The 19,491-nt window shown below is 71.7% G+C and carries 17 protein-coding genes and 2 pseudogenes; 11 read left to right on the top strand and 8 right to left on the bottom strand.

Annotation, left to right across the window (positions count from 1 at the left end):
• Positions 1-3: 3 nt before the first annotated feature.
• Positions 4-603 (bottom strand): class I SAM-dependent methyltransferase, encoded by a 600-nt coding sequence (locus tag ACFWBB_RS04645; protein WP_385266899.1) that lies wholly within the window; start codon positions 601-603, stop codon positions 4-6.
• A gap of 152 nt (positions 604-755) precedes the next feature.
• On the opposite strand from ACFWBB_RS04645, the gene ACFWBB_RS04650 reads away from it, so the two are divergent.
• The 5 genes from ACFWBB_RS04650 (at position 756) to ACFWBB_RS04670 (ending at position 5,859) form a co-directional block, all read left to right on the top strand.
• Positions 756-1,550, top strand: coding sequence for an MHYT domain-containing protein (locus tag ACFWBB_RS04650; protein ID WP_385266902.1), 795 nt, complete (start codon positions 756-758; stop codon positions 1,548-1,550).
• Between the two features lie 41 nt (positions 1,551-1,591).
• On the top strand, positions 1,592-4,141 hold the full coding sequence (locus tag ACFWBB_RS04655) for a nitrate- and nitrite sensing domain-containing protein (protein ID WP_385266905.1): 2,550 nt from the start codon (positions 1,592-1,594) through the stop codon (positions 4,139-4,141).
• The gene (locus ACFWBB_RS04660; RefSeq protein ID WP_385266907.1) at positions 4,138-4,575 is read left to right on the top strand and encodes a roadblock/LC7 domain-containing protein; all 438 of its coding nucleotides are present in this window, start codon (positions 4,138-4,140) and stop codon (positions 4,573-4,575) included. Before ACFWBB_RS04655 ends, ACFWBB_RS04660 begins: the two co-directional genes overlap by 4 nt.
• A 22-nt stretch (positions 4,576-4,597) precedes the next feature.
• Positions 4,598-5,008, top strand: coding sequence for a DUF742 domain-containing protein (locus tag ACFWBB_RS04665; RefSeq protein ID WP_385266910.1), 411 nt, complete (start codon positions 4,598-4,600; stop codon positions 5,006-5,008).
• Between the two features lie 248 nt (positions 5,009-5,256).
• Complete coding sequence (locus ACFWBB_RS04670; protein ID WP_385266913.1) at positions 5,257-5,859, top strand: ATP/GTP-binding protein; 603 nt, start codon at positions 5,257-5,259, stop codon at positions 5,857-5,859.
• Positions 5,860-5,880: 21 nt separating this feature from the next.
• On the opposite strand, the gene ACFWBB_RS04675 is transcribed toward ACFWBB_RS04670, so the two are convergent.
• On the bottom strand, positions 5,881-6,309 hold the full coding sequence (locus ACFWBB_RS04675) for a PPOX class F420-dependent oxidoreductase (protein ID WP_385266916.1): 429 nt from the start codon (positions 6,307-6,309) through the stop codon (positions 5,881-5,883).
• A 105-nt stretch (positions 6,310-6,414) separates the two neighbouring features.
• Between ACFWBB_RS04675 and ACFWBB_RS04680 the strand changes: the two genes are divergently transcribed.
• Both ACFWBB_RS04680 and ACFWBB_RS04685 read left to right on the top strand, forming a co-directional pair.
• The gene (locus ACFWBB_RS04680) at positions 6,415-6,828 is read left to right on the top strand and encodes a roadblock/LC7 domain-containing protein (protein WP_385266919.1); all 414 of its coding nucleotides are present in this window, start codon (positions 6,415-6,417) and stop codon (positions 6,826-6,828) included.
• Between the two features lie 136 nt (positions 6,829-6,964).
• Positions 6,965-7,852 carry a DUF6397 family protein gene (locus ACFWBB_RS04685; RefSeq protein WP_385266922.1) on the top strand — a complete coding sequence of 296 codons (888 nt, stop codon included), beginning with the start codon at positions 6,965-6,967 and terminating at the stop codon, positions 7,850-7,852.
• 40 nt (positions 7,853-7,892) lie between these two features.
• Here the strand turns inward: ACFWBB_RS04685 and ACFWBB_RS04690 are convergent, their stop codons facing one another.
• Together ACFWBB_RS04690 and ACFWBB_RS04695 are read right to left on the bottom strand one after the other, a co-directional pair.
• A complete protein-coding gene (locus ACFWBB_RS04690; RefSeq protein WP_385266925.1) occupies positions 7,893-8,759 on the bottom strand; it encodes an acyl-CoA thioesterase in 867 nt (288 codons plus the stop codon).
• Positions 8,760-8,814: 55 nt separating this feature from the next.
• Positions 8,815-11,328: a DEAD/DEAH box helicase gene (locus ACFWBB_RS04695; protein WP_385266928.1), complete on the bottom strand. Its 2,514-nt coding sequence runs from the start codon at positions 11,326-11,328 to the stop codon at positions 8,815-8,817.
• 145 nt (positions 11,329-11,473) lie between these two features.
• On the opposite strand from ACFWBB_RS04695, the gene ACFWBB_RS04700 reads away from it, so the two are divergent.
• Positions 11,474-12,268, top strand: coding sequence for a metal-dependent hydrolase (locus ACFWBB_RS04700; RefSeq protein WP_385266932.1), 795 nt, complete (start codon positions 11,474-11,476; stop codon positions 12,266-12,268).
• 138 nt (positions 12,269-12,406) lie between these two features.
• Here ACFWBB_RS04700 and ACFWBB_RS04705 read toward each other — a convergent pair whose 3' ends face one another.
• The 4 genes from ACFWBB_RS04705 to ACFWBB_RS04720 all read right to left on the bottom strand — a co-directional run bounded on the left by ACFWBB_RS04705 (position 12,407) and on the right by ACFWBB_RS04720 (position 17,376).
• Positions 12,407-12,664: a type B 50S ribosomal protein L31 gene (locus tag ACFWBB_RS04705; protein ID WP_385266935.1), complete on the bottom strand. Its 258-nt coding sequence runs from the start codon at positions 12,662-12,664 to the stop codon at positions 12,407-12,409.
• A 66-nt stretch (positions 12,665-12,730) separates the two neighbouring features.
• Entirely contained in the window at positions 12,731-13,201 is a 471-nt protein-coding gene (locus ACFWBB_RS04710) for a DUF5709 domain-containing protein (RefSeq protein ID WP_385266937.1), read from the bottom strand.
• A gap of 477 nt (positions 13,202-13,678) precedes the next feature.
• Positions 13,679-15,514: an ABC transporter ATP-binding protein gene (locus ACFWBB_RS04715; RefSeq protein WP_385266940.1), complete on the bottom strand. Its 1,836-nt coding sequence runs from the start codon at positions 15,512-15,514 to the stop codon at positions 13,679-13,681.
• On the bottom strand, positions 15,511-17,376 hold the full coding sequence (locus ACFWBB_RS04720; protein WP_385266944.1) for an ABC transporter transmembrane domain-containing protein: 1,866 nt from the start codon (positions 17,374-17,376) through the stop codon (positions 15,511-15,513). The genes ACFWBB_RS04715 and ACFWBB_RS04720 overlap by 4 nt, the downstream gene beginning before the upstream one ends.
• A 242-nt stretch (positions 17,377-17,618) precedes the next feature.
• Between ACFWBB_RS04720 and ACFWBB_RS04725 the strand changes: the two genes are divergently transcribed.
• From ACFWBB_RS04725 to ACFWBB_RS04735, 3 genes and pseudogenes are all read left to right on the top strand, one after another.
• The gene (locus ACFWBB_RS04725) at positions 17,619-18,362 is read left to right on the top strand and encodes a L,D-transpeptidase family protein (RefSeq protein WP_385266947.1); all 744 of its coding nucleotides are present in this window, start codon (positions 17,619-17,621) and stop codon (positions 18,360-18,362) included.
• 185 nt (positions 18,363-18,547) lie between these two features.
• A pseudogene (locus ACFWBB_RS04730) lies at positions 18,548-18,982 on the top strand (peptide-N4-asparagine amidase); the annotation flags it as partial.
• A gap of 1 nt (position 18,983) precedes the next feature.
• A pseudogene (locus ACFWBB_RS04735) lies at positions 18,984-19,457 on the top strand (cation:dicarboxylate symporter family transporter); the annotation flags it as partial.
• Positions 19,458-19,491: the final 34 nt, after the last annotated feature.

Raw genomic sequence — 19,491 nt, forward strand, 5'->3', positions numbered from 1 at the left:
TCCTCAGGGTTCGCGGACGGCCAGGGCGAGGAAGCGGGCGTCCTCGTCGGCGTACGACGTCATGCGCCAGCCCGAACGGCCCAGCACCGGGCGGAGGTTGGGTTCCGCCCGCAGGTCCTGCGGTGTGAGCTGCCGTCCCTGACGGGCCGCGAGCGCCGCCCGGCCGATCGGGTGGAACAGCGCCAGGGTGCCGCCGGGGCGTACCACTCGTGCCAGTTCCCGCAGGTTCTCCTCCGGCCGGGGCAGGTGGGCGACGAGGCCCGCCGCGAACACGGCGTCCAGCGATGCGGAGCGAAAGGGCAACGCGGTCACGTCGGCGAGTATCAGCTGCCCGTCACGGTCGCGTCCGGCCCGTACGGCGGCCGCCAGCATGGCCGGGGTCAGATCCGCCCCGGCGACCACTCCGGAGGGTCCCACGGCCGCACGCAACGGCGGCAGGGCCCGTCCGGTACCGCAGCCCGCGTCCAGCACCCGGTCCCCTTCGCGCAGGCCGAGGTCGCCGACCGCGGCGGCGTAGGCGGGACCGTCGTCCGGGAAGCGGCTGTCCCAGTCCGCGGCCCGGGCGCCGAAGAACTCCTGAACGTGTGTGTGGTCGTCGCTCATGTTCCGCATGATCCCTCACCGACACGGACGATGCCTCAGTGCACACGTTCGAACGTGACCCGATCGTTCCGGCGCACTACTGCGCCACATTCCAACAGCTTTCGAAATGCGCCCCCTTTGTGCTCCTGTGCCCCGGCTAGCGTCCCGTGGCCATGGGACACCTGGACCACGCCGCCTTCGGCTGGCTGACCCCCGTGCTGTCGTACGTCATGGCCTGCGTCGGCGCCGCCCTCGGGCTGCGCTGCACCGTGCGCGCGCTCGGCGCCACCGGACGCTCGCGCCGCAACTGGCTGATCACCGCGGCCTCGGCGATCGGCACCGGCATCTGGACCATGCACTTCGTGGCCATGCTCGGCTTCGCCGTCAGCGGCACCGACATCCGCTACGACGTTCCGCTGACCGTGCTCAGCCTGCTCGTCGCCATGGCCGTCGTCTGCGCCGGCGTCTTCGCCGTGGGCTACGGCCGCGACCGCACGCGCGCGTTGCTGATCGGCGGGCTCACCACCGGCCTGGGGGTGGCCAGCATGCACTACCTGGGCATGGCCGCCGTCCGGCTGCACGCCGACGTGACGTACGACCCCGTGCGTGTCGGGCTGTCCGTGCTGATCGCCGTCGTCGCGGCGACCGCGGCCCTCTGGGCGGCGCTCAACATCAGGTCGCCGATCGCGGTCACCCTCGCCTCCCTCGTCATGGGCGCGGCGGTGAGCAGCATGCACTACACCGCCATGTTCGCGGTGAGCGTCCATGTCACGCCCTCCGGGGAGGCGCTGCCCGGGGCCACGGCGATGCAGTTCATCTTCCCCCTCGCCGTCGGCCTCGGCTCCTACCTCTTCCTGACCTCGGCCTTCGTCGCGCTGTCACCCACCTCGGGGGAGCGCGAGGCGTCCGCCTCGGCACAACAACCGGTGGACAGCCTCACCGGACGACAGCAGGCCCGGCCCGTCTGACGTGACCGGCAGCCCCCGAACCACTTCCGAGCGAGGAGGCCATGCGTACACCCCGTAGGACCCCCACGGCAGGCGCCGACGCGCCGCCCACGCGTGGGCGCCGCGCCCACGCCGGACCGCCCGCCGACGAGAGCCCGCACGAGCGGACGGACGAGGAGACGGACCCACTGGAGGACCCGAGCGCGATACCCCCGCGCGCGGAACGCTGGCGCATCCGACCGCGCACCGTACGCGCCAAGATCGTCTGCCTGCTGATGGTGCCGGTCGTCTCGCTGCTGGCCCTGTGGGCGTACGCCACCGTCAGCACCGCCCAGGACGTGTCCGGGCTGCGCCAGTTGCAGCGCGTGGACGCCCAGGTCCGGGCCCCCGTAGCGGCCGCGGTGGCCGCCCTCCAGACCGAGCGGGCGGCCGCCGTACGGTACGCGACCGACCCCGCCCCCGGGCAGGACGACGACCTCAGGACGCTCGCGGAGCGTACGGACCGCGCGGTGGCCGAGCTGCGGCTCGGCGACGACAGCACCGTCGCCGACGGCGAGGAACTGCCCGAGGGAGTGGCCCAGCGGCTCGAGACCTTCGTCTCGGGGGCCGAGGAACTGCCCTCGCTGCGGACCGCGGTCCTCGACGGCGGCGCCGGCTGGGAGGAGACCTACGGCCGGTACACGAGCACGATCTCGGCGGCCTTCGCGGTCGGCGGTGCCCTCTCCGGCATCCAGGACGCCGAACTCGGCTCCGACGCGCGCGTACTGCTCGAGTTCTCCCGCGCGGGCGAGGCACTGGCCCAGGAGGGCGCCGTGCTCGCCGGCGCGCGCCTTGCCGGACGCCTCGACGGAGACCGACTGCGGCTCTTCACCGGCGCCGTCGACACGCGCCGCACCCTGACGGAGTCGGCCGTCGCGGACCTGCGCGGGCCCGAACGCACCGCCTGGCAGCGCCTCGCCGCCGGCAGCGCCTACGGGGCCCTGTACGCCGCCGAGGACAAGGCGCTCGCCCACGGGCCCGGCGCGAAGGCGATCGCCGCCGCTCCCGCGAGCAACTGGGACAAGGCCCACGCACGCGTGCAGAACGGGATGCGGACCATCGAGGCGGACGCCGGACGCGGGGTCGCCGACCGCGCCGACCCGTTCACCCGGGGTCTGCTCACCTCGGCCGGCGCCGCGGTCCTGCTGGGTCTCGCCGCCGTCGTCGCCTCGCTCGTCATCTCCGTGCGCATCGGCCGCGGGCTCGTCGTCGAACTGGTCAGCCTGCGCAACAGCGCCCTGGAGATCGCCCGGCGCAAACTGCCGGAAGCCATGCGGAAACTGCGCGCCGGGGAGGAGATCGACGTCCGCACCGAAGCGCCGGTGGGACCTCCGGCCGAGGACGAGACCGGCCAGGTCGCTGAGGCCCTGGGCACCGTGCACCGCGCCGCGCTCCGGGCCGCCGTGGAACGCGCCGAACTCGCCGGCGGCATCTCCGGGGTGTTCGTCAACCTCGCTCGCCGCAGCCAGGTCCTGGTCCACCGTCAGCTGAGCCTCCTGGACAGCATGGAGCGCCGTTCCGACGACCCGAACGAGCTGTCCGACCTCTTCCGGCTCGACCACCTCACCACCCGTATGCGGCGCCACGCGGAGAGCCTGATCATCCTCTCCGGGGCGGCGCCCGGCCGGGCCTGGCGCATGCCGGTGTCCCTCACCAACGTGGTGCGTGCCGCCGTCTCCGAGGTCGAGGACTACGCGCGCGTGGAGGTGCGGCAGCTACCTGAGGCAGCCGTGATCGGCACCGCCGTCGCCGACCTCACCCACCTGCTCGCCGAACTCGTCGAGAACGCCGCCCAGTTCTCGCCCCCGCACACACGTGTACGGGTCACCGGCGAACCAGTGGGCAACGGATACGCCGTCGAGGTCGAGGACCGGGGCCTGGGGATGGGCAAGGAGACCTTCACCGAGGCCAACCGGCGCATCGCGCAGTCCGAGGCCCTGGACCTCTTCGACAGCGACCAGCTCGGACTGTTCGTCGTCAGCAGGCTCGCCGCCCGGCACGGCATCAAGGTGCACCTGCGGACCTCGCCGTACGGCGGCACCACGGCGGTGGTCCTGTTGCCGACGGCCCTGCTGCACAGCGGCAAGCCGGGACGTTCCGCCCATGAGGTGACGGAGGCGAAGCAACCCGCGGAGCGCGTGTACGCGCGTGTGCCCACCGCCGACCGGCACACCGCCCCGACGCGCCAGGAGGCCGTCGCCGCCTCCGCCGACCGCCCCGCGCTGGTGGCCCCCGTACGGGCCGCCGCCGAACCGGCGGCCGCCGACCCCCCGCCTCCCGGAGTCACCGCCTTGCGCCTGCACCGTCCCCCGGACGACTCCGACGGATCGGACGATCTCCCACGCCGGGTACGGCAGGCCAACCTCGCCCCGCAACTGCGCAGGACACCCACCGAGGAACCGGCACAGCCGCCCGGCCCGCGCGGCGAGGAAGGGCGCACCCCCGAGCTCGTACGGGACCGGATGTCCGCGTACCGGGAGGGCTGGGCCCGGGGCGGCGGCAGGCAGCCCGGCCACGGAGCCGCCCCGGAGCCCGAACCGGGCAGTGACAGCAGCGAAGGAGACCACGGATGATCCAGGACCCGAGCACGAGGCCGGCCCAGCAGTCCGGCGAACTCGACTGGCTGCTGGACGATTTGGTGATGCGCGTGACCGAGGTACGGCACGCGGTGGTGCTGTCCAACGACGGCCTCGCCGTGGGTGCCTCGACCGACCTAAGAAGAGAGGACGCCGAGCACCTTGCCGCCGTCGCCTCCGGCTTCCACAGCCTCGCCAAGGGCGCGGGGCGGCACTTCGGCGCGGGCGGAGTGCGCCAGACCATGGTGGAGATGGACGACGGCTTCCTGTTCGTGGCCGCCGCGGGCGACGGCTCCTGCCTGGCCGTTCTCACCGCGGTGACCGCCGACATCGGCATGGTCGCGTACGAGATGGCCCGGCTGGTCAAGCGCGTCGGGGAACACCTCTACTCGGCGCCACGCCTCGCCGCGCGACCGCCCACCGCCGGATGAGGCGAGAGAGCGACCCGCGCAGATGACCGAGGACATGACCGGCGCCCCGCGTGAGCTGGGCAGCCAGTGGTACGACCACGAGGCCGGCCCGCTCGTCCGCCCCTACGCCATGACGGGCGGACGCACCAAATCGGGACCCGCCGGAGTGCGTTTCGACCTGATAGCCCTGGTCACCCTGGATCCGGGCGCACCGGCCACGGAAGGCGTACCGCTCGGACCGGAACACCTGGCCCTCATCGACCTCTGCCGCAAGGAGACCCAGTCCGTCGCCGAACTCTCGGCGGGCGCGGACCTTCCCGTGGGCGTGGTCCGGGTGCTCCTCGGAGACCTGCTGGAACTCGGCTGCGTCACGGTCAGCCGCCCGGTCCCACCCGCTCAGCTGCCCGACGAACGGATTCTGCGCGAGGTGATCGATGGGTTGCGAGCGCTGTAGATGAACCTTCAGACCGTTCCGGACGCGTGCGGACCCACGGCACACCGACTCGCGCACGCCTTCGGACACCGAACAGCCAAGAGTCGGTCACATCGGGCAGACAACGGTCGAACCCCCCGGAAACGGGTCGTGGTTGTCATGATGCTGACTTCGCACTCCGGCGCCGAGACCCAGCGCGAACGCCGCGCCGGGGCAAGGCGCCCCGTACCTACCCCGACCGTTGCCGACACTCCCGAGAGAAGTGATCCATGGTCTCCGAGCACTCCGATGCCACGGGCGGCGACACCCCCCTGGCGTTGAAGATTCTGGTCGCCGGCGGGTTCGGCGTGGGCAAGACCACCATGGTGGGCGCGGTCAGCGAGATCAAGCCGCTGCGCACCGAGGAACTGCTCAGCGAGGCCGGCCAGTCGGTGGACGACACCGACGGCGTGGACCAGAAGGTGACGACGACCGTCGCCATGGACTTCGGCCGGATCACCATCCGTTCCGGCCTCTCCCTCTACCTGTTCGGGACGCCGGGGCAGGACCGCTTCTGGTTCCTCTGGGACGAGCTGTCGCAGGGTGCCCTGGGCGCGGTGGTCCTCGCCGACACCCGGCGTCTGGAGGACTGCTTTCCCGCAGTCGACTACTTCGAGCACCGGCACATCCCGTTCGTGGTGGCCGTCAACTGCTTCGTGGGCACGCGGACATACGGCGCCCAGGACGTCTCGCGCGCTCTCGACCTCGACGGCGGCACCCCCGTCGTCCTGTGCGACGCCCGTGACCGCGACTCGGGCAAGGAGGTGCTGATCCGGCTGATCGAGTACGCCGGGCGGATGCACACCGCCCGGCTGCTCGACTCCGTGAGCTGACAAGCGCCGTCACCGGCTGTGTCAGTCCGCGACGCGCTTCTGCGCCAGGACCTTGTCGACGGCGACACGCACGAGGAGTTCGCCCGGAACGCCGTTGCGGGCACCGAACTCCTCGGCGCGCTCCTCACCCATGTAGCGCGCCGCGAGACGAGTCGCCCAGTGCCGGACCTCGTCGAGGTCCTCCGAGACGCGGGCCCGGCCCTGCAGCACCACGAAGTCGAACGGCGGCCGGTCGTCGTCCACACACAGGGCGATCCGGCCGTCGCGCGCCAGATTGCGCCCCTTCACGGTGTCCTTGCCGGTGTTGAACACCACCTCGTCCCCGTCGAGCAGGAACCAGATCGGCGCCACGTGCGGACTTCCGTCAGCCCGTACGGTGGAGAGCTTTCCGGTGCGGGTTCCGTGCGTGACGAAGGCCCGCCATTCCTCATCGGTCATCTTCTGTGCCATGCCGCCATCCTCCTTGCTCCTGCGGCCGCTCGTGGGGAAGGCTGGCGGGCAGATTCTCCGGCGAGGTGGAGGGTCACACGGGGAACGTCACACGGGGAGCGGGACATGGCGCAGAACCAGGGGCTGGGCTGGCTGCTGGACGACTTGACCGAGCGCGTCGACCATGTGCGGCACGCACTCGTCCTGTCCAACGACGGGCTGGTGGCGGGTGCGAGCACCGGACTGCCCCGGGAGGACGCGGAGCACCTCGCCGCCGTCTCGTCCGGACTGCACAGCCTGGCCAAGGGATCGGGGCGCCACTTCGGCGCGGGCCGGGTGCGCCAGACGATGATCGAGTTCGACGAAGCGGTGCTGTTCGTCACCGCCGCAGGCACCGGCAGCTGTCTGTGCGTGCTCAGCGGGGCGGAGGCCGACATGGGCCAGATCGCCTACGAGATGACCCTGCTCGTCAACCGGGTCGGAGAGCACCTCACCGTGGACGCCCGACAGCCCGACCGCGCACCACTGGAAGGCCTCTGACCTGCACTTTTATGCTTCTCCGTGGAGTTATCCACAGGCTCGCCACGCGTTCGGCGATTCCGGCTACGGTTTTTCCCGGGGCCATCGCGGACAGCGCGGGCCCGTTCCACTCCACTTCACTCCACGGGGGAGACCGATGTCCGGCAACACCGTCACGCGACCACACTCCGACTCCTGCACGCCGGGCCGAGCGGCGCGGGAACTGGAGTTGAAACGGAGCGAGTTCGACCTCGCCGTGCACCTCGGGCGCCTCAGGACCTTGCCCGACGAGGGCGGCGGGGGCCGTCGGGTGGCCCGGGCGGAGATCGACCGTCTGCGCTCGGAGCCCGGCTTCCCCGAAACGCTGCGCAAGAGTGTGCTGGCCGTGGGCACTCGGGAGGGCGCCACCCTTCTGGGCGTGCCTCCCGCCCGGTTCACCCGCCTGGCGCGGCTGGGACTGGTGGTGCCGGTCAAGTTCTATCTCAATCGCTACCGCGCCGTCGTCTGGCTGTATCTCGCTGACGAACTGAAGCAGTTCGCCGACGAGCGGAGCAACGCCTTCCTGCTGACCGGTCGCACTCCCGAGGTGCTGCGGAGCCAACTGGCCGCAGGCGTCGATCTGCGGCCCCGGAACTGGCGCGGCCGCCACCTGGGCTTTCTGTACCGACAGGCCGACGGACCCTGGCAGCGTGCCGGAGTCCTGGCCGGATTCCTCGACCCGTTCCAGGTCTCGGAGATCGTCAAGGACCCCTACGAACGCTCCCACCTGAACAGGTTCCGGCCGGGACCGCCGGCCCACAGCACCCCCGGCACACCTGCCGCGCATCTCATCGAGAAGATCATCACGGCGGAGCACCCCGACGAGATCGACTGGCTGAGGTACGACCTGGAACGCACCCTGGACGAAGCCCGCGCCGAGCAGCCCGCTCCCCGTCCCGCGCCCAAACCGGCCTCCACACCCCCGGCCGGGCCACCGGACCCACCCGACATGCCCGGTCGGCCGACAGGCGGTCTGCTGAACTGGCTGCGCCGCCGGAGCGAGTGACGCACCTGGCTGCGCCGCCGGAGCCAGTGACGCACCTGTGCTACAGCGCCCGGAACAGTCCCTCCTGGACGACCGACACCAGCAGACGTCCCTCCAGGTCGTAGATGCGCCCACGGGCCAGCCCGCGTCCGCCGGTGGCGATCGGTGACTCCTGGTCGTACAGGAACCACTCGTCCGCGCGGAACGGCCGGTGGAACCACATCGCGTGGTCAAGCGACGCCATGTCGAAGTTCCGCGGACCCCACAGAGGCTCGACCGGAAGACGGACGGCGTCCAGGAGGGTCATGTCACTGGCGTACGTGAGCGCGCAGGTGTGGACGAGCGGGTCGTCGCCGAGCGGTCCGACCGCGCGCATCCACACCGCGCTGCGCGGCTCGGCTTCCTTGACGTCCTCGGCGCTCCAGCGCAACCGGTCCGCGTACCGGATGTCGAAGGGCTGACGGCGCGCCATCCGCTCCAACTGCTCGGGCAACGCGCCCAGATGTTTCCGGATCTCCTCGGTGACCGTCGGCAGGGACTCCGGGTCCGGAACCTCACGAGCCGGCGGCAGCTGGTGCTCGAAGGGACCTTCCTCAGGCTTGTGAAAGGAGGCGGTGAGATTGAAGATCGTGCGCCCCTGCTGCACGGCGGTGACCCGGCGGGTCGTGAACGACCGCCCGTCCCGCACGCGTTCGACCTGGTACACGATCGGCACACCCGGCCGGCCCGGACGCAGGAAGTACGCGTGCAGCGAGTGCACGGGCCGGTCTCCGTCGGTGGTCCGGCCGGCCGCGACCAGTGCCTGGCCCGCCACCTGGCCGCCGAAGACCCGCTGCAGGGACTCCTGCGGGCTGCGGCCGCGGAAGATGTTGACCTCGATCTGTTCGAGGTCGAGCAGATCGACGAGCCTCTCGGCCGGATTCGTCATCGGTGCGCTTCTCCTGTGCCCTCTTCTGTACCTGCTTCTGTACCTGCTTCGGGATTCACAACTGGCCGACGGAAGTGACCCGGACGACCGCGCGGCCCTCGGCGTCCGACGCCGTGAGGTCGACCTCCGCACTGATTCCCCAGTCGTGGTCGTCGTTGGGGTCGTCGAAGATCTGGCGGACCCGCCACAGGGCGTTCTGCGGCTCCTCCCGGATGACGAGCAACTTCGGCCCTCGGGCGTCCGGACCGGTGCTGAGGTCGTCGTACTCGTCCCAGTACTTGTCCATCGCCTCGCCCCACGCGTCGGCGTCCCAGCCGGACTCGGCGTCCATCCCACCGAGTTCCTCGACGTGGTCGAGAGCGGCGAGCTCGACACGGCGGAACATCGCGTTGCGGACCAGCACCCGGAAGGCACGCGCGTTGGCCGTCACCGGCTTGACCTCGTCGGCCTTCTCCTGGGCCTCCTCGGCGGTCATCTCCGCCGGGTTGGCGAGCTGCTCCCACTCGTCCAGCAGGCTCGAGTCCACCTGACGCACCATCTCGCCCAGCCACTCCACCAGATCCTGGAGGTCCTCCGACTTGAGGTCGTCCGGGACGGTGTGGTCGAGGGCCTTGTAGGCGCCGGCCAGGTAGCGCAGCACGATGCCCTCGGTGCGGGCCAGCTCGTAGTGGGACACCAGTTCGGTGAAGGACATCGCCCGCTCGTACATGTCACGGATGACGGACTTCGGCGACAACGGATGGTCACCGACCCACGGGTGACTCTTGCGGTAGGTGTCGTACGCGTGGAAGAGCAGCTCCTCCAGGGGCTTCGGGTACGAGACGTCCTGGAGGCGCTCCATCCGCTCCTCGTACTCGACGCCGTCCGCCTTCATCGCGGCCACCGCCTCGCCGCGCGCCTTGTTCTGCTGGGCGGCCAGGATCTGGCGCGGATCGTCCAAGGTGGACTCCACGACGGAGACCATGTCGAGAGCGTAGGAGGGCGACTCCGGGTCCAGCAGCTCGAAAGCCGCCAGCGCGAAGGTGGACAGCGGCTGGTTCAACGCGAAGTCCTGCTGGAGGTCCACGGTGAGGCGGACGACGCGGCCCGTGGCATCCGGTTCGTCGAGTTTCTCGACGATCCCGCCGTCCAGCAGCGAACGGTAGATCGCGATCGCGCGCCGGATGTGCCGCAGCTGCTGCTTGCGTGACTCGTGGTTGTCCTCGAGCAGGTGACGCATCGCCGCGAAGGCGTCGCCGGGCCGGGCGATCACCGACAGCAGCATCGTGTGCGTGACCCGGAAGCGGGACGTCAGCGGCTCCGGGTCGGACTCGATGAGCTTGTCGAAGGTGTTCTCCGTCCAGCCCACGAATCCTTCCGGCGCCTTCTTGCGCACCACCTTGCGGCGCTTCTTCGGGTCGTCGCCGGCCTTGTTGAGGGCCTTCTCGTTCTCGATCACGTGCTCGGGAGCCTGCGCGACCACCAGGCCCGCCGTGTCGAAGCCGGCCCGGCCGGCCCGGCCCGCGATCTGGTGGAACTCACGGGCCCGCAGGGTACGCACCCGGTTGCCGTCGTACTTGGTCAGCGCCGTGAACAGCACGGTGCGGATGGGCACGTTGACGCCCACGCCGAGGGTGTCCGTGCCGCAGATCACCTTCAGCAGGCCGGCCTGGGCGAGCTTCTCCACCAGACGCCGGTACTTGGGCAGCATCCCGGCGTGGTGGACGCCGATGCCGTGCCGCACGTAGCGCGAGAGGTTCTGGCCGAACTTCGTGCTGAAGCGGAAGTTGCCGATCAGGTCGGCGATCCGATCCTTCTCCTCGCGCGAGCACATGTTGATGCTCATCAGCGCCTGCGCCCGTTCCACCGCCTGAGCCTGCGTGAAGTGCACGATGTAGACGGGCGCCTGCTTGGTGACCAGCAGGTCGCTGAGCGTCTCCGTCATCGGCGTGTACCGGTACTCGTAGGACAGCGGCACGGGCCGGGTCGCCGAGCGGACCACCGACGTGGGGCGGCCGGTGCGCCGGGCGAGGTCCTTCTCGAAGAAGGACACGTCGCCGAGCGTGGCCGACATGAGCACGAACTGCGCCTGGGGCAGCTCCAGGATGGGAATCTGCCAGGCCCAGCCGCGGTCGCCCTCCGCGTAGAAGTGGAACTCGTCCATGACGACCTGGCCGACGTCCGCGTTCCTCCCGTCGCGCAACGCGATCGAGGCGAGCACCTCGGCGGTGCAGCAGATGACCGGGGCGTCGGAGTTCACGGACGCGTCGCCGGTCAGCATGCCGACGTTCTCGGTGCCGAAGATCTTGCACAGCTCGAAGAACTTCTCCGACACCAGCGCCTTGATCGGAGCCGTGTAGAAGGTGACCTCGTCGCGGGCGAGCGCCGCGAAGTGCGCCGCCGCCGCGATCATGCTCTTGCCGGAGCCGGTGGGCGTCGACACGATCACGTTCGCCCCGGAGACCACCTCGATCAGCGCCTCCTCCTGGTGGGGGTAGAGCGTCAGACCACGCTCCTGCGCCCAGGACTCGAAGGCTTCGTACAGGGCGTCGGGATCTGCGGTCGGCGGCAACTGATCGATGAGGGTCACGCCCCCATCTTGCCTGCCCGCGCCCCTGAGGGGGGAATCGGATGCCGGCCCGAAGATCACGACCGCTACGCTGTGTCGCCGACGGAGCGTCAACGCACCCGGTCAACTGGACAGCGGTATTCGAGGAATGGGGCGGGCCACGGCCATGATGGGACCAGCACACTCACTGTCGGGCGCCGCTGCCTGGCTCGGCGTCGGTGCGGCCGCCGCCGCGGCCGGGCACACGATGCCCTGGCCGGTCCTGCTAGCCGGTGCGCTGATCTGCGCCGGAGCCGCACTCGCCCCGGACCTCGACCACAAGGCCGCCACCATCTCCCGGGCCTTCGGACCCGTCTCGCGCTGGCTGTGCGAGATCGTCGACAAGCTCTCCTACGCCGTCTACAAGTCCACGAGGAAGCAGGGCGACCCGCGCCGCTCCGGCGGGCACCGAACCCTCACGCACACCTGGCTGTGGGCCGTCATGATCGGCGGGGGCGCCTCCGCGCTGGCGATCACCGGTGGCCGCTGGGCGGTGCTGGCGCTTCTCTTCGTGCACATGGTGCTGGCGATCGAGGGGCTGCTGTGGCGGGCGACCCGGGGATCCAGCAGCGATGTGCTGGTGTGGCTGCTGGCCGCGACCAGCGCCTGGATTCTCGCCGGTGTCCTGGACAAGCCGGGCAACGGCTCGGACTGGCTGTTCACCGAACCGGGCCGGCAGTACCTGTGGCTGGGGCTGCCGATCGTGCTGGGCGCCCTGGTGCACGACATCGGCGACGCGCTGACCGTCTCCGGCTGCCCGGTGCTGTGGCCCATCCCGATCGGGCGCAAGCGCTGGTACCCGATCGGTCCGCCCAAGGTGATGCGGTTCCGGGCGGGCAGCTGGGTCGAGCTGAAGGTGCTGATGCCCGTGTTCATGCTGCTCGGGGGAGTGGGCGGAGCCGCCGCCCTCAACTACATCTGACGCACCCGACGCACCCGACTCGCCCGGCTCACCCAACCCGTCCGGCGCGCGGCCCCACGGGCGTCGTCAGGGGCGGCGACCGCCGTGAGCAGGGCACGGGTGGTGGCCGCGCGGACCGCGATGGTGGACGGAGCCGGTTCAGGTCATCGCCCCGCCGTCGCCGTAGCGCCGCTCGAAGCGGGCCACCCGGCCCTCCGTGTCCACGGTCCGCGCCCTGCCGGTGTAGAAGGGGTGGCTCTCGGAGGAGATCTCCACGTCCACCACCGGGTAGGTCTCGCCGTCGTCCCACTCGATGGTCTGATCGCTGGTGGCGGTGGACCGGGTCAGGAAGGCGTATCCGGCGGTCCGGTCACGGAAGACGACCTCGTGGTAGTCGGGCTGCTTGTCCTGCTGCATACGTGCTCCTCGTACGGTGGAGGTGGCGGCGACCGGCCGGAAACGGCCGGGCCGGCCAGGGGCGGGTCAACCGGACAGGGCGTCCTCGTCGACGATGTGCATCGCGGCCTCCTCGGCGGAGGCCGCAGCGCCGTCGATGCCCACGTCCGTGGCGATCAGCGCGCTCTCCTCGTCCTCGTGAACCCCCTCGTCCGGTGCCACGAGCCGACCCGAGCGTGCGGAGCCGACCTCGTTGTCGAGGAGTTCCCCGTCGGTGCCGTCGCAGTCGCCGAGGCCGTCGCCGTCCGGCGCGTAGGGCTCCGGCACCTCCTCCGCGAGCCGCTGGTCCAGGCTCTCCCCCTCCCGGCGCTCCGCGGCGGTCACACCGGCGTGTTCCACCGCCCAGGGGCGGTCGGGCGGGGACCAGCCGCGGTCGAGGGGGTCCTCGACGCCGTCGTTCTCCAGCGTGTCCTCGCCGTCGAGCAGTCCGGCGTCGTCCTGGACGTCGGACGAGTCCGGCTGGTAGACGTCGTCTCCCCATCCGTCGGCACTGTTCACGGGTACCTCCAGGGGGTGACGTCCCCGTCCTCGTCGCGGTCGGCGGCAGGGTGCCGCCGCACGGGGCACCGGGCGGGCGCGGTGTGTTCCGGAGGGATCCCGACCGCCTTTCGCGCGGGTGCCGCTATCCAGCGTTCCACCCCCCTTCGGGACCGCGCAACGCCAGCGGCCGAGCCGAGGCGGGAGGGGACCGTCCCGGCCACGGCGAACGGGCCACGAACCGGGGGTGCCCCCTTCCGTGGGGCAAGGAGGTCACTGCCCGGCGCGGGGGCGCCCTCGGTACCCCCGACACGACCGTCCTCGCGCCCCCGCCCCACTCCCGGTACCTGCCGCGTCGCCCACGGCCGCCCAGCTGAAGGCACCCGCATCAGCACCCCCACCGGCGGCGATACCGGCGCCCTCACACCTCGCGTCGGTACACCTCGCGCCCTCACACCTCGCGCCGGCGTCGGCCGGCCGGGCGGGCCGGGTCGCTCCTCAGCCGTGCCACGACCGCCAGAGCGCCGCGTACGCCCCGTCCGCCGCGACCAGCTCGGTATGGCTGCCCATCTCGCTGATGCGACCGTTCTCCACGACGGCGATGACGTCGGCGTCGTGGGCGGTGTGCAGGCGGTGGGCGATGGCGACGACGGTGCGGCCGTCCAGGACGCGGGCGAGGGACCGCTCCAGGTGCCGGGCGGCACGCGGGTCGAGCAGCGAGGTCGCCTCGTCCAGCACCAGGGTGTGGGGATCGGCCAGTACCAGCCGGGCCAGGGCGATCTGCTGGGCCTGCGCCGGGGTGAGCGCGACACCGCCGGAGCCGACCTCGGTGTCGAGACCGCCGTCCAGGGCCCGGGCCCAGCCCTCCGCGTCGACCGCGCCGAGGGCCGCCCACAATTCGGCGTCCTCGGAGCCCCCGGTGTCCGCCGCGGCCGCCGAGGCCCCCTCGTCCGAGCGGATTCGCGCGTGGGGGAGGGCGAGCCGGAGGTTGTCGCGCAGCGAACCGACGAAGACGTGGTGCTCCTGGTTGACGAGCGCCACGTGGGAGCGGACCCGTTCGGCGGTCATCCGCGACAGCTCGGCCCCGCCGAGGGTGATCCGGCCGTCGCGCGGCGCGTAGATCCCGGCGAGCAGGCGCCCCAGTGTCGACTTCCCCGCACCCGACGGGCCGACCAGGGCCAGCCGGGTACCGGGGGACACCTCCAGGGTCACCTTGCGCAGCACGTCGACGCCCTCCCGGTACCCGAAATGGACCCGGTCGGCGTGCACGTCCCGCCCGTCCGGCACCAGCCGGGCGTCCCCGCCGTCCGGCTCGATGTCGCGCACTCCGACGAGACGGGCCAGCGAGACCTGGGCCACCTGAAGCTCGTCGTACCAGCGCAGGATCAGGTTCACCGGGTCGACGAGCATCTGCGCCAGGAGTGCGCCCGTCGTCAGCTGACCGACCCCGATCCAGCCCTTCAGTACGAACGCCCCGCCGAGCATGAGGACCGAGCCGAGCACCGTGACGTGCACGAGATTGATGACCGGGAAGAGCACCGACCGCAGCCACAGTGTGTAGCGCTCCCAGGCGGTCCACTGCTGGATGCGCTGCTCGGAGATCGCGATGCGGCGGTCGCCCAGCCGGTGCGCCTCGACGGTGCGGCCGGCGTCCACGGTCTCGGCGAGGGCGGCGGCCACGGAGGCGTAACCGGCGGCCTCGGAGCGGTAGCCGGCCGGCGCCCGCTTGAAGTACCAGCGGCAGCCCGCCACCAGCAGTGGCACCGCGACCAGGACGGCCGGTGCCAGCGGCGGCGCTGTGACGACGAGCCCGCCGAGCAGCAGCAGAGCCCACATCACGCCGATCGTCAGCTGGGGCACGGCCTCGCGCATCGCGTTGGCCAGGCGGTCGATATCCGTGGTGATGCGGGACAGCAGGTCGCCCGTTCCGGCGCGCTCAAGCACACCCGGCGGCAGCCGCACGGAGCGGACGAGGAAGTCCTCGCGCAGGTCGGCCAGCATCCGCTCACCGAGCATCGCGCCGCGCAGCCGCACCTGCCGTACGAAGGCGGCCTGGACGACCAGGGCGAGCACGAACATCGTGGCGACGAGCCCGAGGTGGAGCTCGCGCGCGCCGTCCGACAGCCGCTCCACGAGGTCGCCGAGCAGCCACGGACCCACCATCGAGGCGACCGTGGCGACCGTGTTCACGAGCAGGAGGAGCAGAAAGGCGCGGCGGTGCCGGCGCAGAAGTTCGGCCACGTAGGCGCGGACGGTCGCGGGGGCGCCGACGGGCAGCGTGTTCGCCGTCGTCGGGGCCGCCGGGTCGTATGCGGGCGGCGCCACGCCGATCATGCGGTCTCCTCGATCTCTTCGCGTTCGATCACTTCGACTTCGCCGTCTTCGAGTTCGTTGTCGTCCAGGTCCTGCAACACGCCGTGCAGGGAGGCGTCTTCGTCCCCGAGGGCCGCACCCAGCACGGCTTCCTCCTCGGTCTCCCTGGTCACCACGGCCCGGTACCGGGGTTCGGAGCGCAGCAGTTCGCGGTGCCCGCCCACCGCGACGGCCTCGCCCTCGTGCAGGAGCACCACCCGGTCGGCCCGGTCCAGCAGCAGGGGGGACGAGGTGAACACGACCGTCGTGCGCCCCGCCCGCACTTCGCGCAGGCCCTCGGCGATCCGTGCCTCGGTGTGCGAGTCGACGGCCGAGGTGGGCTCGTCCAGGACGAGGACCTCGGGGTCCGTGATGAGGGAACGGGCCAGCGCGAGCCGTTGCCGCTGGCCGCCGGAGAGGGACCGGCCGCGCTCGGTGATGCGGGCGTCCATGGGGTCCTCGGCGTCCAACGAGCCCTGGACGAGTGCGTCGAGGACGTCCCCGCACTGGGCGGCGGCCAGCGCCGCACCCGCGTCGATCCCACCCGAGGCCGGCACGTCGAGCAGCTCGCGCAGGGAACCGGACAGCAGCACCGGGTCCTTGTCCTGGACGAGGACCGCGGTGCGCGCGGAGTCCAGCGGCAGTTCGTTCAGCGGGACCCCGCCGAGCAGCGCCGAGGGGCTGTCCTCCGGGGGGTGCCCGCCCAGCCGCTCGGCCAGTCGTCCGGCGGCGTCCGGGTCGCCGCACACCACGGCGGTGAGCCGGGCGGCCGGCGCGAGCAGGTTGGTGACGGGGTCGTACAGATCGCCCGAGGGAGCGCCGGCGGCGCGTGACCCGCCGATGTCGGTGACCCGTTCCAGGGACAGCACGCGTGCGGCGCGTTTGGCCGACGGACGCGAGAAGGAGTAGGCCATCGCGATCTCCTCGAAGTGCCTGAGGGGATAGGCGAGGACCATGACGGAGCTGTAGACGGTGACCAGTTCGCCGACGGTGATGCGGCCCTCGCGGGCCAGGTGGACGCCGTAGCAGACGACGGTGATCAGCAGCAGGCCGGGCAGCAGCACCTGGATGGCGCTGATCAACGACCACATGCGCGCGCTGCGCACAGCCGCGTGACGGACCTCCTGCGAGGCACTGCGGTAGCGGTCGAGGAACAGTTCCTCGCCGCCGATCCCGCGCAGCACCCGCAGGCCGGCCACGGTGTCCGAGGCGAGTTCGGTGGCGCGCCCGGCCTTCTCACGCTGGAGGTCGGCCCGTCGCGTCGCCGGGGGCAGCAGGGGCAGAGCCGCGAGCGCGACGACGGGCAGACCCACGGCGACCACCACGCCGAGCGCCGGCTGGTAGACGACCAGGCCGACGCAGACCAGCAGGACCGTGAGCGCCGCGGCGGTGAAGCGGGAGACGGCCTCCACGAACCAGCCGATCTTCTCGACGTCACCGGTGGAGACGGACACGACCTCACCGGCCGCGACCCGCCGGGTCAGCGCGGAGCCGAGCTGCGCGGCCTTGCGGGCGAGCAGCTGCTGGGTCCGGGCGGCGGCGGTGATCCAGTTGGTGACGGCGGCGCGGTGCAGGAAGGTGTCGCCGATCGCGGTGGCGGCACCGCACAGAGCCATCACGCCGCCGGTGAGGGCGAGCCGGGTTCCGGAACGGTCCACAACGGCCTCGACGGCGAACCCGACGCAGAACGGCTGTGCCGAGACGGCGACGAAGTGCAGCAGCCCCCAGGCCAGGGCCTTGAACTGGCCGCCCAGCTGGTTACGGCCGAGCCACCACAGGAAACGGGGTCCTGAGCGTGCGTCAGGCACACCCGGGTCGGGGTACGGAAGGTCTTGGATCTGCATGACGTCCCAGTGGCTCGAGTCAGGGATGGGGGGAGGAGGGCGGAGGCCGGACGGGGGAGGGGGGTGGCGGGCGGGCGGGAAGGTCCGCGGGGAGCGGCAGCAAACCGTGCAAGGTTCGCGTCGCAGCGTGGTCAAAATCAACCGGTTTTCCGGGTCGGCGGCCGGATCCGGCAGCTGTCCGACACGGCCCGGATGTCCGGAACCTGGCGCTGGCGCCCGGAAAGTGGTGCGAGCATGGGCCGATGCGATCTGGCGATGGGCGGCGCCCGGGAGCCGCGACGGTGATCTGCGGCCTCCTGCTCACGGCTTTGGCCGCGTGCGGTGGTGCGGCCGTTGAACACGGGGGTGACGGTGCGTCGGGAGCGGGCGCCGGGAGAGTCGGTGCCTCGCCGAACGCAGCCGCGGCGACCGGTGTCCCGGGAGTGGGCGAGCGGTTGCAGCAGCGGATCCCGGCTGTTTCACGCCAGGTCGTGGCGGTGTACGGCGACGGGAAGGACTCCGGGAACTCCACCGTCGTGCTCTACGCCAGGAGTGGCCGCGGCTGGGAGCGCGTCCGGAGCTGGCGGGGGCACAACGGCAAGAGGGGTTGGACCGCCGAGCACCGCGCAGGCGACAACCGGAGCCCCGTCGGCGTGTTCACGCTCACCGACGCGGGCGGTGTGCTGGCCGACCCCGGCACCAGACTGCCGTACACACGGTCCGCCGCCTTCGCGGCGCCGCGCTGGTGGGCGAGGTCGCACTGGCACGACTTCGACTACGTCATCGCCATCGACTACAACCGCGTCAAGGGCGCGCCGCCCAACGACCCGGCGCGGCCGGAGGGGGAGGGGAAGGGCGGCGGGATCTGGCTGCACATGGACCACGGCAGCGGTACGTCGGCCTGCGTGGGCCTTTCCAGGACGGCGATGGAGTACCTGCTGCGCACCCTCGACCCGGATCGGCATCCTGTGGTGGTCATGGGGGACAGGGACGCGCTCACGTCCTAGGTGTTCTGCCTCGGGAGGTCGTGTCCTGGACCTCCCGGCGGAGGCGCTCCCGCTGAGGCGAACCCGGCGGAGGCGTCATTGCGGGGAGCGGTCGACTCCCCGTAGAACACCGGCAATGAGAAGCCGGATTATCATGTCCATGCTCACCGGAGTGATCCTCCTGGTGGGCACCGTCCTCGGGAGCGGCCGGGATCCTCGACGACGGCAGTGCACACCGCGTCGAGGTGTCGGTCGTCGGCGTCGCCGAGGGGCGGAGCGGCTGGAGCACACCGGTCAACGTGCTCGTCTGGCGGGACCCGGGGAAGGCCGTCGTCGGCGGGAGACTCCTCACGCACGACGCGGGTGAGCTCACCGACTCCACCACCTACACGCCCGGCACCGAGCACCGCGTCGACACCGCGGGCGGCCACCGTCTGACCGTCGCCGGGTACCTCGACACCTCGCACGGACGTGTGCGGACCACCGTGACCCGGACCCTCGCGAACACCTCCGCGCACCGTTGGACCGACGGCGAGACCGTGGACGGCCTCGACGCCTCCTGGACGGACGACGAGGCGGTCACCGTCGACGGCCGCGGAACGGCCCATGCGACACGCACCCATAGGGCGTACACGATGAACCCTGTCCGCGACCGCCTCCTCGCTGGGGGCCGTCCCCGCCGGCGCAGTCGCCCTGCTGCTGGGCGTGGACCGCATCATGGACTCGATGCGCGTGGTCACCAACCTCCTCGGCAACTGCGTGGCGGTCTTCGCCGTCTCCCGCTGGGAGGGCGCGCTGGACCTCGAGCGGGCGAAGAAGGTCCTGGACGGCGAGACCGTGCCCGCGGCGGACGGTGAGCCGGACGGCTCCGTGCGGCCGGGCGCCCCCGACAAGCCGGGCGCCCCCATCGTCTCGGACGCCCCCACCGAGCCGGACGGGTCCATCGAGCCGGACGCCCTCGCGAAGCCGGGCGGGTCCGAGCAGGCGGACGGGTCCGAGCGGGCGGAGAGTCCGGCGGAGCCGAAGGATTCGCAGAGTACGGAAACGGCGGCCGGGATTCCCGTGGTGGTCGTCCCCGCGGGGCTGGCCAGGGAGACGGCCCCCGAGATCGGTTGACGGACGGCGTCGGCGTACCGGGTCGTGGTCGTCC

This window comes from Streptomyces sp. NPDC060000 (assembly GCF_042737375.1).
GTDB lineage: Bacteria > Actinomycetota > Actinomycetes > Streptomycetales > Streptomycetaceae > Streptomyces.

Coding starts and splice junctions, on each gene's coding strand:
- ACFWBB_RS04645 (WP_385266899.1), bottom strand. CDS start 603: ATGAGCGACGACCACACACACGTTCAGGAGTTCTTCGGCGCCCGGGCC.
- ACFWBB_RS04650 (WP_385266902.1), top strand. CDS start 756: ATGGGACACCTGGACCACGCCGCCTTCGGCTGGCTGACCCCCGTGCTG.
- ACFWBB_RS04655 (WP_385266905.1), top strand. CDS start 1,592: ATGCGTACACCCCGTAGGACCCCCACGGCAGGCGCCGACGCGCCGCCC.
- ACFWBB_RS04660 (WP_385266907.1), top strand. CDS start 4,138: ATGATCCAGGACCCGAGCACGAGGCCGGCCCAGCAGTCCGGCGAACTC.
- ACFWBB_RS04665 (WP_385266910.1), top strand. CDS start 4,598: ATGACCGAGGACATGACCGGCGCCCCGCGTGAGCTGGGCAGCCAGTGG.
- ACFWBB_RS04670 (WP_385266913.1), top strand. CDS start 5,257: ATGGTCTCCGAGCACTCCGATGCCACGGGCGGCGACACCCCCCTGGCG.
- ACFWBB_RS04675 (WP_385266916.1), bottom strand. CDS start 6,309: ATGGCACAGAAGATGACCGATGAGGAATGGCGGGCCTTCGTCACGCAC.
- ACFWBB_RS04680 (WP_385266919.1), top strand. CDS start 6,415: ATGGCGCAGAACCAGGGGCTGGGCTGGCTGCTGGACGACTTGACCGAG.
- ACFWBB_RS04685 (WP_385266922.1), top strand. CDS start 6,965: ATGTCCGGCAACACCGTCACGCGACCACACTCCGACTCCTGCACGCCG.
- ACFWBB_RS04690 (WP_385266925.1), bottom strand. CDS start 8,759: ATGACGAATCCGGCCGAGAGGCTCGTCGATCTGCTCGACCTCGAACAG.
- ACFWBB_RS04700 (WP_385266932.1), top strand. CDS start 11,474: ATGATGGGACCAGCACACTCACTGTCGGGCGCCGCTGCCTGGCTCGGC.
- ACFWBB_RS04705 (WP_385266935.1), bottom strand. CDS start 12,664: ATGCAGCAGGACAAGCAGCCCGACTACCACGAGGTCGTCTTCCGTGAC.
- ACFWBB_RS04715 (WP_385266940.1), bottom strand. CDS start 15,514: ATGATCGGCGTGGCGCCGCCCGCATACGACCCGGCGGCCCCGACGACG.
- ACFWBB_RS04720 (WP_385266944.1), bottom strand. CDS start 17,376: ATGCAGATCCAAGACCTTCCGTACCCCGACCCGGGTGTGCCTGACGCA.
- ACFWBB_RS04725 (WP_385266947.1), top strand. CDS start 17,619: ATGCGATCTGGCGATGGGCGGCGCCCGGGAGCCGCGACGGTGATCTGC.